Genomic DNA, 14,839 nt, shown 5'->3' with positions numbered 1-14,839 from the left:
CGGGCGGCCTCTTCCGAGGCGGGCAAAAAGGGGGCTTCAAAATCGCCTTCGCGGCGGAGATCGTCGCCGAAATCGAAACGCTGATCGGACCGGGATCGGCCGCGGACCTGGACTTCGCGGCCATCGAGACGGCGGCGCGCCGGCAGGCGTTGCTTCTGGCGGCCCGCGCGGTGGAGGCGCGCCCGAACGCGGATGCGTCGGACCTGGCGGGGTCGAGGCTTCCTGGCCGCTGCGGGAAGGAGGACCGATATGCGGGTCGTCGGGAGAAGACCTTCGTAACGGCGCTGGGGGCGATGACGTTGCCGCAGGCTTACGATCATTGCTCCGCGTGTGAAGAAGGGTTCTGTCCTCGGGACCGGGACCTGGGGATGGAGGATTCCTCGTTGTCTCCGGCGCTGGTGCGGATGACGGGGCCGGCGGCGCAGGCGGGTTCGGGCGGGTACAGTTCGCGCGCAAGCACGTCGCGGAAGTACTGCCGCTGGAAACGCAGCACGTGGCGGTAGCGCGGGCGGAAGACGCTGACGAGCGCGAGCCAGCACGTGGTGAACACGTGCGCCGAGACCAGGATGAACAGGCCGAGGGAGCGGCGCAGTGCCGGCGGCAGCAGGGTGCGCGTGGCGGGGTGATCCATCACGAGGCCCGACACCGCCGTGTGGCAGCACCGCTTCTTTTCGGTCGGCGGATTGAACCGCTCGGTCAACGCGCTCCAGACGCTCATGCCGTCGCCTCCCGCAGCGGATGGAGTCGCGTTTCGGGTGCCGCCGGCGTTGCGATGTCATGCTCGCGCGGACCGGGAATCGCCAGCCCCTTCGCCGCGCAGTAGTCGCGGATCCACGCCCGGGCGAAGTGCAGCTTGTCGTCGATGAACTCGACGACCTCTTCTTCCTTATGATCCGGGTAAGTGCCCATGAGCAGGTAGGGCAGGTAGTACAGCTCGCCCGCCTTGCACTTGGGCTGGATGCCGAGGAAGCGGTCGCCGATGCGGATGCCCATCTTGAAGCCCATCGAACGCAGCTCGTTGATCGATTCCTCGCGGGTGCGGTTGTAGACCGGCGTCTCGAAGCCGATGCCGTACTCTTCGTAGAAGCGGCGCACGCTGTTGATGGAAAACGGCGCCTGCTCGACCATCTCGGTCGTGGAGGACGACGAGCCGTCGGCCACGCGGTCGACGCCGTGCTCGACGCAGTACGCGATGGTGCGCGTGTGCATGGCGAGCTTGCAGCTCATGCACCACACGAAGCCCGACTTGGTTTTCTGGTAGTTGACCGTCGTCGCTTCTTTCATGAGCGGCTCGAACAGCTCGCGCGTGCTCATGAGGGAGTGCGTGAAGCGGCCTTCGGGGAAGCGGCGGGCGATCTCGCGGTAGCGCTTTTTGGTGCGGCCGAGTTTGTAGTGGCCGAAGCCGTTTTCGTAGCTGACGAGGTGAACGCGGTCGTAGACCTCGGCGAGCTTCACCGCCGACATCGCCGAGTCGATGCCCCCGGAAAACAGCAGGGCGACCTGCCGCAGCGGTTTTGCGCCGGATTCGCTCATTTCGCGGTCATCCTACCACAGGGCGGATGGTCATTTCACGACCCGGATCATGTCCCGCGCGAAAAGCGGGGCGCGCGGGCGTGAGGGGTCTCACGCCACGCGGCGCTGACGACGGCGAGATGCCGTCAAACGGGCTCGAATCGCGCCTGGAAGAAGCGCAGCGTGTCGGGCTCGTACGTGAAACGCAGTCCGCGAATCGCGTCTCGCTTTTCGTAGAGGTCGCAGATCGACTCCCACGTCACGTCCATGTGGGCCTGCGTGTACACGCGTCGCGGGATGGTGAGGCGCACGAGTTCGAGGCGTGGGCGCATATTCTTGCCGTCGGCGCCGCGCCCGGCGGAGACGTTGCCGCGCTCCATGGCGCGCACGCCGGAGTCGAGATAGAGCTCGGCCGCGAGCGCCTGCGCGGGGAACTGATCCTGATCGATGTGCGGCAGGAATTTCTTGGCGTTCAGGTACACCGCGTGGCCGCCGATGGGAACGACGATCGGGATGCCGTGGTCGAGCAGTTTTTGGCCGAGGTACTCGACCTGGCCGACGCGCGCGCGCATGTGGTCGAACTGCACGGCCTCGATGATGCCCTGCGCGAGCGCCTGCATGTCGCGCCCGGCCATGCCGCCGTAGGTGTGCAGGCCCTCGTAGATGACGACCATCTCGCGCGCTTTTTGCGCGATGGCCTCGTCGTTCACGGCGAGGAAGCCGCCGATGTTCACGAGGTGGTCTTTTTTCGACGACATCGTCATGCCGTCGGCGTAGGAGCAGATCTCGCGCAGAATCGCCTCGATGGTGCGTTCGCCCTGCCCCGCTTCGCGGATCTTTATGAAGTAGGCGTTTTCGATCAGGCGCGTGGCGTCGAGCATGACCTTGATGCCCTTGGCCGCGCAGTACTCGTACACCTCCTTGAAATTCGCGAGGCTCACGGGCTGGCCGCCCGCCATGTTCACGTTGCCCTCGAAGCTGACGTAGGGCACGCGCTCTGCGCCGACCTGCTTCACCACCGCGTCGAGCTTGGCGAGATCGATGTTGCCCTTGAAGGGGTGCGTGCTCTCGGGGTCGTGCGCCTCGTCGATGATGACATCGACGAATTTGCCGCCGGCGAGTTCCTGGTGGACCTTGGTGGTGGTGAAGTACATGTTGCCGGGGACGACGTCGCCGGGCCGGATCATGACCTGCGAGAGGATGTGCTCCGCGCCGCGCCCCTGATGCGTGGGGATGACGTGGCGGTAGCCGTAGTATTTCTCGATGGTCTCGCACATGAAGTAAAAATTCTTCGAGCCCGCGTAGGCCTCGTCGCCCATCATCATCGCGGCCCACTGCGCGTCGGACATCGCCGATGTGCCCGAGTCGGTGAGCAGGTCGATGTAGACATCCTCGCTTTTGAGCAAAAACGTGTTGTAGCCCGCCTCGCGGATCGCGGCTTCGCGCTCGGCGCGCGTAGTGATCTTGAGCGGCTCGACGACCTTGATCTTGAACGGCTCGGCCCAGGAACGGCGGCGGATTTCGGCCATGGTGTGATCCCCCAGATTCGAATCGCGCAGGCCCGGCATGCGGGGGCGCGTTCGGCGATTCCGCGAAACGCGGGAAATTCCGGCGCGGCGCGCCGGAACAAAGCGGAGCGATGTTAGCCGTCCATATCCGAAAAGCAAGGCAAATCGACGGCGAACGACCTCGATGGTGGCGAGGCGATCCATCGGGCCGTTACGGCAGTGAACTCCACGGATCGTCGGGGTTCTCTTCCCGGATCTCGACGGGCTTTTTTGTCACGGGCTTCTGTTTGTAGACGTCGCCCGCCCATTTGAAGACGAGGCGCTCGGCCTGCTGCGTCCACACGACCAGGTCGAGCCAGCCCTCGGTGCGCGTCTTCTGGACTTCCACGCGACCCGGCAGCGTGGCCAGGCGCTTGGCGACGCCGCCCGTTCGGCCCCAGAGTTCGTGCGTGCACGCGCCGCCGAAGGGGCACGCGACGGTGCGCTTGTAGACGAGCAGTTCGTTCTCACCGTCGTCGTTGAGATCGACGAGGCGGTACTCGTAGTCGTCGCAGTTCAGGGTCTTGGCGTCCTTGTCGCCGTAGAACTGCCACGCCTCGGGCCAGATCTCCTTGCGGCACTTCTCGGGCGCGGCCAGCGCCGTCGCGACCGTCAACAGCAGGCAAACGGCCAACAAAGGGGCGATGATTTTCACGCGCAGCGGCATCCGCGTCACCTCGCGCGCCGAACGGGGCGCACGTTCAGATTCTTTCACAGCGGCGCTCGGTTTTCAAAGGTGCGCGAACTCGAAGTTATTCTCGGTCAGGATTTCACCGTCGCGGGCACAACCCGAGGAGGCGCCCTTGACGGCGCGCTCGACTTATAGTATTCAATCGAATACTTGAATGATGGGAGTGCGGCGACATGCAGGGCCGACAGTTCAAAGACGCGATCTATGAGCAGTTCGCCCGGGTCGGACGGGCCGTCTGCAGCCCCAAGAGGCTCGAACTGCTCGACCTGCTGTGCCAGGGACCTCGAACCGTTGAGATTCTCGCTCGCGAGAGCGGGCAGAGCGTGGCCAACACGTCCCAACACCTCCAGGTTCTGCGCGCGGCGCGGTTGATCGAGGCCGAAAAACACGGTCTGTTTGTCGAGTACCGCCTGGCGGGACCGGAGGTCTGCGAATTCTACCGCTCCATGCGGATTCTCGCCGAATCGCGACTCACGGAGATCGACGCGATCACGAAGGAGTTTCTGGAAGAGCGGGATTCGATGGAGCCGGTGGATCAAGACGACCTGATTCGCCGCGTGCGCGACGGTTCGGTCACCGTGCTCGACGTCCGCCCCACGGAAGAATTCGAAGCGGGGCACATTCCGGGCGCGAAGTGCGTTCCGCTCGATGAGTTGGTTCGGCACCTGGCCACACTGCCCAAACGTCGCAAGATCGTCGCGTACTGCCGCGGGCCTTACTGCGTGCTCGCGGTGGAGGCGGTCCGGATCCTTCGCGCGAAGGGCTTCCGCGCCGTTCGCCTGGAGGACGGCATTCCGGACTGGCGGGCGCGCGGGTTGCAAATCGCCGTCGGCGGCGAGTCAAACGAACACGCGATCAGGGGGAATTCATGAAAACGGGTCAAACCATTCTGGTCCTTGGCGGCGGCGTCGGTGGCGTTGTGGCGGCGGTGGAATTGCGAAAACGCGTGAGTGACGTTCATCGCGTCATCCTGGTCGATCGGGACGAGCGGCACGTGTTTTGGCCGTCGCTTCTCTGGCTGATGATGGGAACGCGCGAGGCGGAGTCGATCACCCGTCCGCTGACCGCGCTTCGTCGCCGGGGGATTGAGGTGATCCGGGGCAATGTCGAGGAAATTGATCCGGACGGCAAACGGGTTGTCATCGGAGGGGAAACCATCACGGCCGATTACATCATCATCGCCCTCGGCGCGGACCCCGCGCCGGAGCGCATCGCGGGGCTTGCGGAATCGGGATCGACGTTCTGCACGCTGGACGGCGCCGAGGCCTTGCGTGATCGCTGGCGGGAGTTTCGAGGCGGCAAAGTCGTGGTCCTCACCGCCGCTCCCGCGTACAAGTGCCCGGCCGCTCCCTATGAGGCGGCGATGTTGCTCGAGGCGGACGCGCGCAAGAGACGGATCATCGAGCGGACGACCGTCGAAATCCACGCCGCGGAACCCGGGCCGATGGGCGTGGCCGGACCGGAGGCTTCGGCGCAGGTCCGAAGCATGGTCGAATCGAAAGGCATCGGCTATTTCCCCGGTCGACAGGTGACTTCCGCCGATCCGTCGGGGCGGAGCCTCGTGTTCGGGGACGGGGCAACGACGGACTTCGACTTGCTGGTGTATGTGCCGCCCTTCCAGGCGCCCGATGTTGTCAAACGCGCGGGTCTGCTGGGCGACAGCGGATGGGCGACGGTCGATCGGGCGACGATGGAAACACGGTTTCCGGATGTGTACGTCATTGGCGATCTCGTCGGAATTCCCCTGAAAATGGGAAAACTGCTTCCCAAAGCGGGTGTTTTCGCCCACGGGCAGGCGGAAGTCGTGGCAAAAAACGTCAGCGCCCGAATCGCCGGACGAAACGCCGATTCGCGTTTCGACGGTCACGGCGAATGTTTCATCGAAGCCGGTGGCGGCAAGGCGGGATTCGGTCGCGGAAATTTTTACGCGGATCCGGTACCGCAGATAAAGATGTATTCTCCCGGTCGCCACTGGCACGCCGGGAAGGTCCTGTTCGAAAAAGACTGGCTGCACAAATGGTTCTGAACCGCGCCGACTCCCCGCTCAGCCTGCCGGACGACGCCCCGATTTCCTTCGGTCGATGCGTCGTGGCGCGCCGCGGGTGAAAACATCACCTTTGTTAAGAGGAGCAGATCAGTGTCGACCCTGTTATTGACCCTGAACGACGCCCCTTACGGGAACGAGCGAACCTACAACGCGTTGCGTCTGGCGATGGAGCTGTCCAAGCGCGACGGCGTTGAGCTGCGCATCTTCGCGCAGGCCGATGCAGTCACCTCGGCGATCGCGGATCAGAAGACGCCGAACGGCTATTACAACATCGAGCGGATGATCAAAGCCCTGATCGCAAAGGGCGTCCCCGTCCGGCTTTGAGGGAGCTGCATGGATGCCCGCGGTCTGCGGGTCGAAATGCTGATCGAAGGCGTCGAGCGGGGTACGCTCGCAGAGCAGGCGGAATGGACTCTGGAATCCGACAAGGTGCTGGTCTTCTGATGGAGAAGCAAATGACCGAGCGCGACCCGATCTATCTGGACCACAATGCCACGACGTCGATTCATCCCGAAGTGGTCGACGCGATGCTCCCGTTTCTGAGGGATCACCACGGCAATCCGTCCAGCGGGCACATCTTTGGACAACGAGCCAAGAGTGCCGTGGACCGCGCCCGCGAACAGGTCGCCGCGCTGCTGGGCTGCGATCCGGACGAGGTCGTTTTCACGTCGGGGGGCACCGAGTCGAACAATCTGGCGATCCGCGGAGTTGCGGCGGCGATCCCAGACCGCCGTCACATCCTCACCTCCGTCGTCGAGCACCCGGCGACCGCGCGGCCGTGCAACGCGCTCGAAGCGACCGGATACTCCGTGACCCGGCTGGCCGTGGACGCAAACGGTCGGGTGCGCCTCGACGCGCTGCCCGGCGATCTGAGGGACGACACGCTGCTCTTCACCATCATGCTGGCCAACAACGAGACCGGCACGATCATGCCCATCGCCCAAATCGCCGCCGCGGCCCGCGAACGCGGCGCGCTCACGCACTCCGACGCGGCGCAGGCCGTCGGCAAGATCCCCATCGACGTGCGCGCGCTGGGCGTGGATCTGCTGACCGTGGCGGGGCACAAGTGTTACGCCCCCAAAGGCGTCGGCGCGCTGTACGTGCGTCGCGGGACGCCGCTGCGTCCGTTTTTGCTCGGCGCGGGCCACGAGCGCGGGCTACGACCCGGAACCGAAAACGTGCCGTACATCGTCGCGCTGGGTTACGCCTGCGAAATCGCCGCGCGGGATATGGAGCGCGAATCCGCCCGCGTTCGGGCCCTGCGCGACGACTTGTGGTCGCGGTTGTGGACGGCGATTCCCGGCATTCGACTGAACGGGCACGAAACCGAGCGGCTGCCCAATACCCTCAATGTGTCGTTTCCCGGGGCGCGGGGCAGCGCGATTCTCGCCGGCGCTCCCGAGATCGCCGCGTCCACCGGCTCCGCATGTCACGAGGGCGGCGAGTCGCCGTCGGACGTCCTGCTGGCGCAGGGACTCGACACGGCCACGGCGCTCGGCGCGGTTCGACTGACCTTGGGACGGGGAACGACGAGCGCCGAAATCGCCGAGGCCGCCGCCGCGCTCGTGCGCGCATTCGAGCATGCCGCCGCCGGTCACGCCTCGTCGGAATAATCGAAGTCCACGACCGTCGCGCCGTCGCCGCCCTCGCCCCGTTCGCCGGGCCGAAACGCGAGCGCGTACGGCGCGCCGCGCAGATACTCGCGGATCTCACGCTTGAGGCTGCCCGTGCCGTGGCCGTGAATGATCGTCACCTGATGCCAGCGCGACCGCCACGCGAGGTCGAGGTATTCGGCGGTGTGGTCGAGCGCATCGGCGACGTACTGCCCGCGCAGGTCGAGCGACCGGTCCTTCGACGACGCGGCCTCGACGCGCGCCGGCGGCAGCACGCGCACCCGCACCTCGGCGGGCGCTTCGTCCACGACGGGGTGAAATACGTCGGCTGCGTCGATGGTGACGCGCGCGCCAGCCACCAGCACGCGCAGTTGCGATCTCGCGTCGGGCAGCGTTTCGAGCTTTCCCTTCGCGCGCAGCGCGCCGATATACACGGCGTCGCCCTCGTGCATCGCGGACCAGTCGCGAATCGGCACGTAGCCGATCCGTTCGGGGATCGCGTCCTCGGGCGGCGGCGTCTGCGCGCGGACCTCCTCGACGACCTGGGCGATCTGTTCCTTCACGCTTTGCGCCTCGGCGCGCGTGGGGCGCTCCTTCAGTTCGGCTAACAGCGCGCGGATGCGCTCGCGCGCGTCGCGGTACATCGATTCGACGGCGGCGAGTTCTTTTTGCGCGCGTTCGCGCTTCTTGCTTTCCAGATCGCGCAACAGTTCGCGCTGCTTTTCGACCAGATCACGCGCGGTCGCGCGGTCACGTTCGGCGGCGGTGGTCTTGCTCCGCCATTCCTGATGCGCACGATCAAGATCTTCCATGATCGCTTGCAGTTCGGTGCCCGCGCCTTCGTACAGCTCGCGCGCGCGGGCGAGAATCGGCGCGGGAAGGCCCATGCGCTCGGCCACGTCGAACGCGCCGGATCGCCCCGGAATGCCCAGACGCAGCCGGTAGGTCGGGCGCATCGTCGCCGGGTCGAACTCCATCGACGCGTTGACGAAACCCGCGCGCTGCGTGGCGAGGGCGGCGAGCTCGGAAAAATGCGTGGTGGCGAGCGTGCGCGCGCCGCTCGCGACGAGGTGTTCGAGCACCGCCATCGAGAGCGCGACGCCCTGGCGCGGGTCGGTGCCTTCGCCGATCTCGTCGAGCAGCACGAGGCTGCGCGGCCCGGCGTCGCGCGCGATCTCCCGCAGCGCGGCGAGATGCGCCGCGAAAGTCGAGAGCCCCGCCTCGATCGACTGGCGATCGCCGATCACCGCGAAGACGCGGTCGAAGAACACGGTCTCGGAATCGAACGCGACCGGCGGATGCATCCCCGCGCGCACGAACAGCGCCGCGAGCCCGACGGCCTTGAGCAACACCGTTTTGCCGCCGGTGTTCGGCCCCGTGACGATCACGCACCCCGCGCCGGCCGCGAACTCCACGTCGTTCGTGACGACGCGCTCGACGTTTGCCGCCGCGCGAACGTCGTCGCGCCCGACCAGCAGCGGATGGCGCAGCGCACGCAGGCGCATGCGGCCTTCGGGGGCGAGCGTGGGCTCGGACGCGCCGATCGCAGCAGCATAGCGCGCCTTGGCGAAAACGATGTCGATTTCGACGAGGGCTTCGGCGCTCGCGTGGATCGCGTCCGCCGTGGCGGCAACGCGGGCGGTGAGTGCGCGCAGGATACGCGCGACCTCCTGCGCAATGGCGACCTCGGTGCCGCGCAGCACGTTGTTGAGATTCGTGATCTCCTTGGGCTCGATGTAGAGCGACTGGCCGCTGCCCGAGATGTCGTGGACGATGCCTTCGATCTTGTGCTGGCGCTCGACGCGCACGAGCAGCACGTAACGGCCGTTGCGAACCGTGTAGTAGTCGTCCTGCAGGAACTCGGCCCACTCGCCGTGCTTCACCAGCTCGTTCATCGTGTCGAGAATCTGCTGGTGCAATCGGCGGTGGCGGCGGCGCAGCTCGACCAGTTCCGGCGACGCCGCGTCGTTCACCTCGCCGTCGCGGTCGATCGCCGCGAAGATGTCCATCTCCAGCGGCTCATCGGCGGCAAGCTGCATCGCGATCTCGGCGAGGCGCGGGGTGCGTTCCCACTCTTCGACGAGGACGTCGCGGGTGCGGCGCGCGGCGCGCAGTGCGTCGGCGACGCGGATCAGATCCTCGCCCGCCAGCATCGCGCCGAGCGAGGCGCGCTCCAGATCGGGCGCGATGTCGGTGACGTCGGCGAGCGCGGGGGCGAGCGCTTCGCGCAGCAGCGCGGCGGCCTCGGTGACGGCGGCCAGCGCACGCGCGGCTGAATCGGCGTCGTCGCAAAACGGCAGGTGTTCGCACGCCTCGCGGCCCGGCGCGCTCATGGCGTGCTCCGCGAGACGCGAGAGGATCTTCGGCCACTCGAGCAGTTCGGCCGTGTGAATCAACGATGCATCGGCACTCATATCATCGCCCTCCGCACACGAGGGGTCAGCGCCCCCGGCGGGCGCGTATTCATGGCGCGGCGGCCGAAAAAAATCAACGCGGGGACGGGAGCCCTCACCCCCATCCCTTCTCCCGTCATGACGGGAGAGGGGTGGCGAGCGAAGCGAGCCGGAGTGAGGGTCGTTGCGATTCCGCGCGCATCAGGGCGTCGGTGCAGCAGGCGCCTCGTCGCCCGTCTTCTCTTTCGCGTAGCGATACGCGGACTCGGCGCCGGCGCGGTCGCCCGCCGCATCGAGCGCGCGGCCGAGTTCCTCGGCGATGTCGGCACGGCGCGGGGCGACGCGGATCGCGATGCGCAGAAGACGGGCGGCCTCGGTGGGCTTGGCCGCATCGCCGCTCATATAGGTGCGCGCGAGTTCGCGGTACGCCTCGGGCTCGCCGGGGTTGAGCGTGATCGCGTGTTCGTACGCCTTGCGCGCGCCGTGGACATCGGGCGTCGCGAGTCGCAGCCGCGCACGGGCGAGAGACAGGTGTGCCTCTCGGTCCGACAGGTTCGCTCCGGCCACGCGGGCGAGCATTTCCACGACGCGGGATGCGTCGGACGCCGGATCGTCGGCGAGGATCTTGGTGAGGCCCGCCGACGCGGCGAGGTGCCCGGGCTCGACCGCCAGCGCCTTTTCGTAGAGCGCCGCGCGCACCTTCGGATCGGCTTCGGCCTTCGCTCGCGCGACAAGCCGGTCGGCCTCGGCGTTGTGCGGACGCGGCACGTTCGGGATGACGATCTCGTGCGAGACGCGTTTTTCCTTGCGCGGTTTCGAGCACGCGCCCGCCGTGAGGACGAACGACGCGGCGACGACCACCGCGACCATCACGACGACGAGCCGGTCAGGGCGTTTTCGCGGCATCGAGTTCTTTCAGCATGCGGGCGGCCTCGCCGTCGTGCGGATAGTTGTGGACCGAGCGCTCGAGCAGTTCGCGCGCCTCTTTCACACGGCCTTCCTTGATATAGATCTTCGCGAGGCCGTTGAACTTCTTGTATTCAATGCCGGGGTTGATCTCGATCGCCTTTTCGAAGTTCTTCTTCGCGTCCTCGACCTTCCCCTGACGCAGGTACACGAGACCGAGACCCTCGTAGGGGCAGGTGTAATTCTTGTCCTCGCGCGCGAGCGCCTTTTTGAAGTTGGCCTCGGCCGCCGCGTCCTCGCCCCTGTTGTATTGCACCAACGCGGTCTCGGCGAGCAGGTACGGGTTGTCGGGATAGTGCGAGAGCAATTCGTCGAAAACCGCCTGCGCCTCGTCGAGCCGCTGAAGGCCCGTGAGCGAGTTCCCGCGCGCGAGACCCGCGAGCAAATCGTATTTGTTGCGCGAGACGATCGTGAAGTACTGGTCGAGCGCCTCGGCGTGGCGGTTCTGATTGGCGAGCGTCCAGCCGAGGCCCAGCAGCGCGAAGTTCTCGATCCACGGGTCGAACTCGGGAATCTGCGTGACCATCGGCCCGCTTGCCCGCCGCGCATCGAACGCGGCGATGGCCGTGCGGAATTCGCGCTCGGCGACCGGGTAGTCCTTTCGAATGAGGGCGAGGTGCGCACGCCCGACGCGGGCGGCCTCGGGCAATTCGGCGCTCGCTTCGCCGAACAGCCGCTCGGCTTCGTCGTAGCGCTTCTGGAACAGCCAGAGCGCGCCCTGAAAAACCTTGAGCGCCGGCTTGTCCGCGAGCTTGAACGCACGGTCCATATAGACCTGCGCGTTGGCGTAGTCGGCGACGAGCCAGCACTTGACCGCCGCCCAGAGCTGCGACTCCCACTTGTCGCTCTCGGCGTCCGCGGCCTTCATGTACTCGGCCGCGACCTTCGAGACCTGCCCGGTGATTTGGTACAGCTCGCCCAGCGCCTGATAAGGGCAACCCCAGTAGCGATCCTCCCGCGCGTTGAATTCGTCGAGATTCGCGGCCGATTCCTTTAGCACCGCCTCGGCCTCCGCCGTGCGTCCCTGCTGAGCGTAGAGTCGGCCCAGGAACTCCTGCGCGCGACGCCGATTGTATTCCGCGCCGTGCTCCTTTGCGTCGCGGATCGCGTTCAGGTACGCCGCTTCGGCGTCGGTCGGACGACCGAGTGCAAGGAGACACATTTCCTGATGCGTGTAGACGTCCGCGGTTCCGCCGCCCGCCGCGATCAGCCGTTCGTAGGCGACCGCCGCCTTCGCCAAGTCCGCCTTGGGCGAAAAATGGTGGATTTGCGCCAGCGTGCGCAGCAGTTCCACGTTCTTCGGGTCGCGCGCGAGCGCGGTCTCGATCAAGGACATCGCCCGATCCACATCGGCGGCGTTCACGCTCAGCTGCGTCGCGAGCATCGTGATGAGCGCGACGTTGTCCGGATCGGCGGCAAGTCGATCTTCGAGATCGTCAACATTGCCGAGCGGCGGCGGGGGAGAGCAAGCCGCGAGCAGACAGAAAAGGAACGCAACGAGAAGTGCTTTGGGCAGGAAGCCACCTAGGCGGGGGCAGCGGTGCGGCATGTTCATGCGCAGACCGTCGGGCCGCATATTCAGAAAATCAGCGTGACGCGAAGCAGGCCCGCGTACCACGTGTAAGTCTCCACGAGGTTGTCCACGTCCGCGCCGTGGGCGAACTCGAGATCGGTCGAGACGATGGTGACGCGGCCGGAGAGCCCGACGGTGAGCGACGACGACACGAAGGCGTCCGCGCCAATCTCGGCCATGCCGCCGAAGCCGTGCGCGTCCGTCTCGTCCTCGTCCGTGCCGGTTCCCGCCGAATAGCGCGCCTTATAGGTCATGAGCGACGCGACGGGCGCCGCGCCCCCGTACAGCACGAAATGGTCCCACGTGTAACCGCCGCGCGGACCGATCGCGATCGTGCCGTGGGCGAAGTTCAGCGTGCCATATTTGTCCTGGTCGGCCTGCTGATGCACGGCGTAGAGCGCGTCGGCGAAGATCCCGAGGTAATCGGTGATCCCGAAGGCCATGTTCACGCCGTAGGCGAAGTCGGGCGAGAACAGCTCGCCGAGTTTGCCGCCCAGCACCGCGCCGCCCGCCTGAAACGTCATGGCCGACTCGCCGGTCTCGACGGCGTGCGCCGTGCCCGCGCAGGCGAACGCGAACATGACCATGAGAACGACGATGCATGCACGGGGAGTCATGTCGGCTAGAACCGCAGTTCGAAGCGGCCGGTAATGGCGAGCGCGCTCATGCCGACGTCGAAGATCTGCTGTACGGCGATATACTCGTAACGCACCCGCGCGCCGAGCAGAATGCGGTCGAGCGCGCCGCTCTTCGCCGCTTCCCACAGCGTCCAGTCCGCGCCGCCGCCGATGTTGAACGTCACGTCCTGCTCCCAGACCTTGTCCACCGCGGCCTCGGGCTCGTATTTGAGCACCGCCACGCCGAGCCCCGTCGAGATGTAGGGCAGGAGCTTTCGTCCCGAGAAGAAGTAGCCGATGTTGGCCGAGCCGCTGTCCATGGTGATGTCGAAGACCGCGACGTCGCCGCCGTCCTCGGACTCGGTTTCACCGTGGCTGAAGCTGTGCAGATAGTTCGCCTCGAAGGCCATGTTGCGCGCCCATGAGAAGTCGATGATCTGCGTAAACGTGCCGCCGTAGGCGAGGCCGGGCTGGATGACGACCTCCTTCGCCCCGGTCTGATAGCCGAAGATCCAACGCCCGCCGATGTCGAACGCGGGCATCGACTTGAAGTCCTTGGCCGCCGCGACGGCGGGCAGCAGGGCGATCAGCACGGCGATCAGCGCGCGGCGAACAATCATCTTAAAACCACACATCCAGGGTCATCTCAAAACCACACGTCCACGGCCATCTCAAAACCACACGTCCACGGCCATCATCAGCGTCATCAGATTCACGGTCTCCAGATCCTCCGGGAACTGGTAGTGGTAGCGCCCGCGCAGCCCCGCGTGCAGGTACGGCGCGATCACGCCCATCAGACCCAGCCCGGCGGTCAGGCCGAAGCTGTTCTCGTCCTCGACCGGCGCGTCGAAGCGCGCCATGTGATACGTCAGGCCGGTCAGAATCTGCGGTCGCCAGGTCGCGTTCGTCACGGACCAGTTCACCCCGAAAATCGCCTCATCGCTCGTCACCGCGACGCGTTTTTCCGTGCCGATCTGCGCCTCGGTCTGCGCGCGCATGAATCCGAACTCGAAGGTCAGGAAATCGGAGAGCCCGTAGCCAATGCGCACCCCGTAGCCGAGCCCCGCGTCAACGTCGATCTCGTCGGTGTCCTTCTGCGAGGCGAGCATCTTCACCAGCCCCGCATCGGCCCCGGCGACGACTTTGCCGCCGTCGGCGCGCGCCGCACCCGGCGCCGCGGCAAGCGCGGCGATCATCAAGGCAAGGCACACAGCCGCGACCGGACGCCACCGCCGGAACCATCGGAACGTGTGAAAAATGGGCAAACTCCCGCGAAATCGCTGCGCGAACGCACTGACTTTACACGTCGCCCGTCCGCAGGGTCAAGGACGAAACGGCGAAACCGCGTTCCATTGGACTTCACGTCGGGAACGATTCCGACGGGTGCGGCGTATCGAAATGCAACAGCGAAAACCGACGGGTCGTTTTGATCGGCCCGGCGATTCGCAAACCCCATGACGGAGGAAACTGTTCGTGAAACATTCATCGAGGTTCGCCCGTTTCGTCGTCCTCTTCCTTCTCACAACGGTCGTCGCGGCGACCGCCGCTACCGCCGGGACCGGCCCGCAGGAGGTCACCGTCGTCGGGCAGAACATCTGTCTCGGATGCACGCTGAAGTCCACCGCCGGCGCCGGCGCGCAATGCAGCATCTACGGACACCGACATGTGCTGAAAGTGGAGAGCGCAAAAGGCAGCGACGGAAAACCCATCGCCGATCTGGCCGGTTTGTCGCTGCACTATCTTGAAAACGAAGGCAGCGCTTCGCTTTTCAAAGGCGAAGAAACCCACGGGAAGAAGGTGGAGATCAAAGGAAAACTCTATCGTGCCGAATCCACGATCGAAGTTACGGAATTCCAGGTCCAGTAGACGGCACTCGACCG

The 14,839-nt window shown here is 65.9% G+C and carries 14 protein-coding genes and 1 pseudogene; 5 read left to right on the top strand and 10 right to left on the bottom strand.

The window, feature by feature from the left end; all coding sequences use genetic code 11:
- Positions 1 to 316: 316 nt before the first annotated feature.
- The 4 genes from IT350_17310 to IT350_17295 form a co-directional block, all read right to left on the bottom strand.
- Positions 317 to 718, bottom strand: a complete 402-nt coding sequence (locus IT350_17310; GenBank protein MCC6159814.1) for a hypothetical protein — start codon at positions 716 to 718, stop codon at positions 317 to 319.
- Positions 715 to 1,533 carry a hypothetical protein gene (locus IT350_17305; GenBank protein MCC6159813.1) on the bottom strand — a complete coding sequence of 273 codons (819 nt, stop codon included), beginning with the start codon at positions 1,531 to 1,533 and terminating at the stop codon, positions 715 to 717. The genes IT350_17310 and IT350_17305 overlap by 4 nt, the downstream gene beginning before the upstream one ends.
- A gap of 125 nt (positions 1,534 to 1,658) precedes the next feature.
- A complete protein-coding gene (locus IT350_17300) occupies positions 1,659 to 3,041 on the bottom strand; it encodes a tyrosine phenol-lyase (protein MCC6159812.1) in 1,383 nt (460 codons plus the stop codon).
- A 190-nt stretch (positions 3,042 to 3,231) separates the two neighbouring features.
- Complete coding sequence (locus IT350_17295) at positions 3,232 to 3,726, bottom strand: hypothetical protein (protein MCC6159811.1); 495 nt, start codon at positions 3,724 to 3,726, stop codon at positions 3,232 to 3,234.
- Positions 3,727 to 3,923: 197 nt separating this feature from the next.
- Here IT350_17295 and IT350_17290 point away from each other — a divergent pair, with 197 nt between their 5' ends.
- From IT350_17290 to IT350_17275, 4 genes and pseudogenes are all read left to right on the top strand, one after another.
- A complete protein-coding gene (locus IT350_17290) occupies positions 3,924 to 4,622 on the top strand; it encodes a metalloregulator ArsR/SmtB family transcription factor (GenBank protein MCC6159810.1) in 699 nt (232 codons plus the stop codon).
- Positions 4,619 to 5,776 carry an NAD(P)/FAD-dependent oxidoreductase gene (locus IT350_17285; GenBank protein ID MCC6159809.1) on the top strand — a complete coding sequence of 386 codons (1,158 nt, stop codon included), beginning with the start codon at positions 4,619 to 4,621 and terminating at the stop codon, positions 5,774 to 5,776. The genes IT350_17290 and IT350_17285 overlap by 4 nt, the downstream gene beginning before the upstream one ends.
- Before the next feature lie 111 nt (positions 5,777 to 5,887).
- Positions 5,888 to 6,241 (top strand): annotated as a pseudogene (locus IT350_17280) (DsrE family protein).
- Between the two features lie 11 nt (positions 6,242 to 6,252).
- A complete protein-coding gene (locus tag IT350_17275) occupies positions 6,253 to 7,410 on the top strand; it encodes a cysteine desulfurase (protein ID MCC6159808.1) in 1,158 nt (385 codons plus the stop codon).
- Here IT350_17275 and IT350_17270 read toward each other — a convergent pair.
- From IT350_17270 to IT350_17245, 6 genes are all read right to left on the bottom strand, one after another.
- Entirely contained in the window at positions 7,392 to 9,824 is a 2,433-nt protein-coding gene (locus tag IT350_17270; protein MCC6159807.1) for a Smr/MutS family protein, read from the bottom strand. The genes IT350_17275 and IT350_17270 overlap by 19 nt on opposite strands.
- A 180-nt stretch (positions 9,825 to 10,004) precedes the next feature.
- Positions 10,005 to 10,709, bottom strand: coding sequence for a hypothetical protein (locus IT350_17265; protein MCC6159806.1), 705 nt, complete (start codon positions 10,707 to 10,709; stop codon positions 10,005 to 10,007).
- The gene (locus IT350_17260; protein MCC6159805.1) at positions 10,690 to 12,345 is read right to left on the bottom strand and encodes a tetratricopeptide repeat protein; all 1,656 of its coding nucleotides are present in this window, start codon (positions 12,343 to 12,345) and stop codon (positions 10,690 to 10,692) included. Before IT350_17260 ends, IT350_17265 begins: the two co-directional genes overlap by 20 nt.
- Positions 12,346 to 12,347: 2 nt before the next feature.
- Positions 12,348 to 12,959: a hypothetical protein gene (locus IT350_17255; GenBank protein MCC6159804.1), complete on the bottom strand. Its 612-nt coding sequence runs from the start codon at positions 12,957 to 12,959 to the stop codon at positions 12,348 to 12,350.
- Positions 12,960 to 12,964: 5 nt separating this feature from the next.
- Positions 12,965 to 13,579: an outer membrane beta-barrel protein gene (locus IT350_17250; GenBank protein ID MCC6159803.1), complete on the bottom strand. Its 615-nt coding sequence runs from the start codon at positions 13,577 to 13,579 to the stop codon at positions 12,965 to 12,967.
- Positions 13,580 to 13,630: 51 nt separating this feature from the next.
- Positions 13,631 to 14,155, bottom strand: coding sequence for an outer membrane beta-barrel protein (locus tag IT350_17245; GenBank protein ID MCC6159802.1), 525 nt, complete (start codon positions 14,153 to 14,155; stop codon positions 13,631 to 13,633).
- Positions 14,156 to 14,432: 277 nt separating this feature from the next.
- On the opposite strand from IT350_17245, the gene IT350_17240 reads away from it, so the two are divergent.
- Entirely contained in the window at positions 14,433 to 14,825 is a 393-nt protein-coding gene (locus IT350_17240) for a hypothetical protein (protein ID MCC6159801.1), read from the top strand.
- Positions 14,826 to 14,839 lie beyond the last annotated feature (14 nt).

This window comes from Deltaproteobacteria bacterium (genome assembly GCA_020845895.1).
Classification (GTDB): Bacteria; Lernaellota; Lernaellaia; order JACKCT01; family JACKCT01; genus JADLEX01.
The sequence above is the reverse complement of the archived record's forward strand: the minus strand, read 5'-3'. Positions and strand labels throughout refer to the sequence as shown.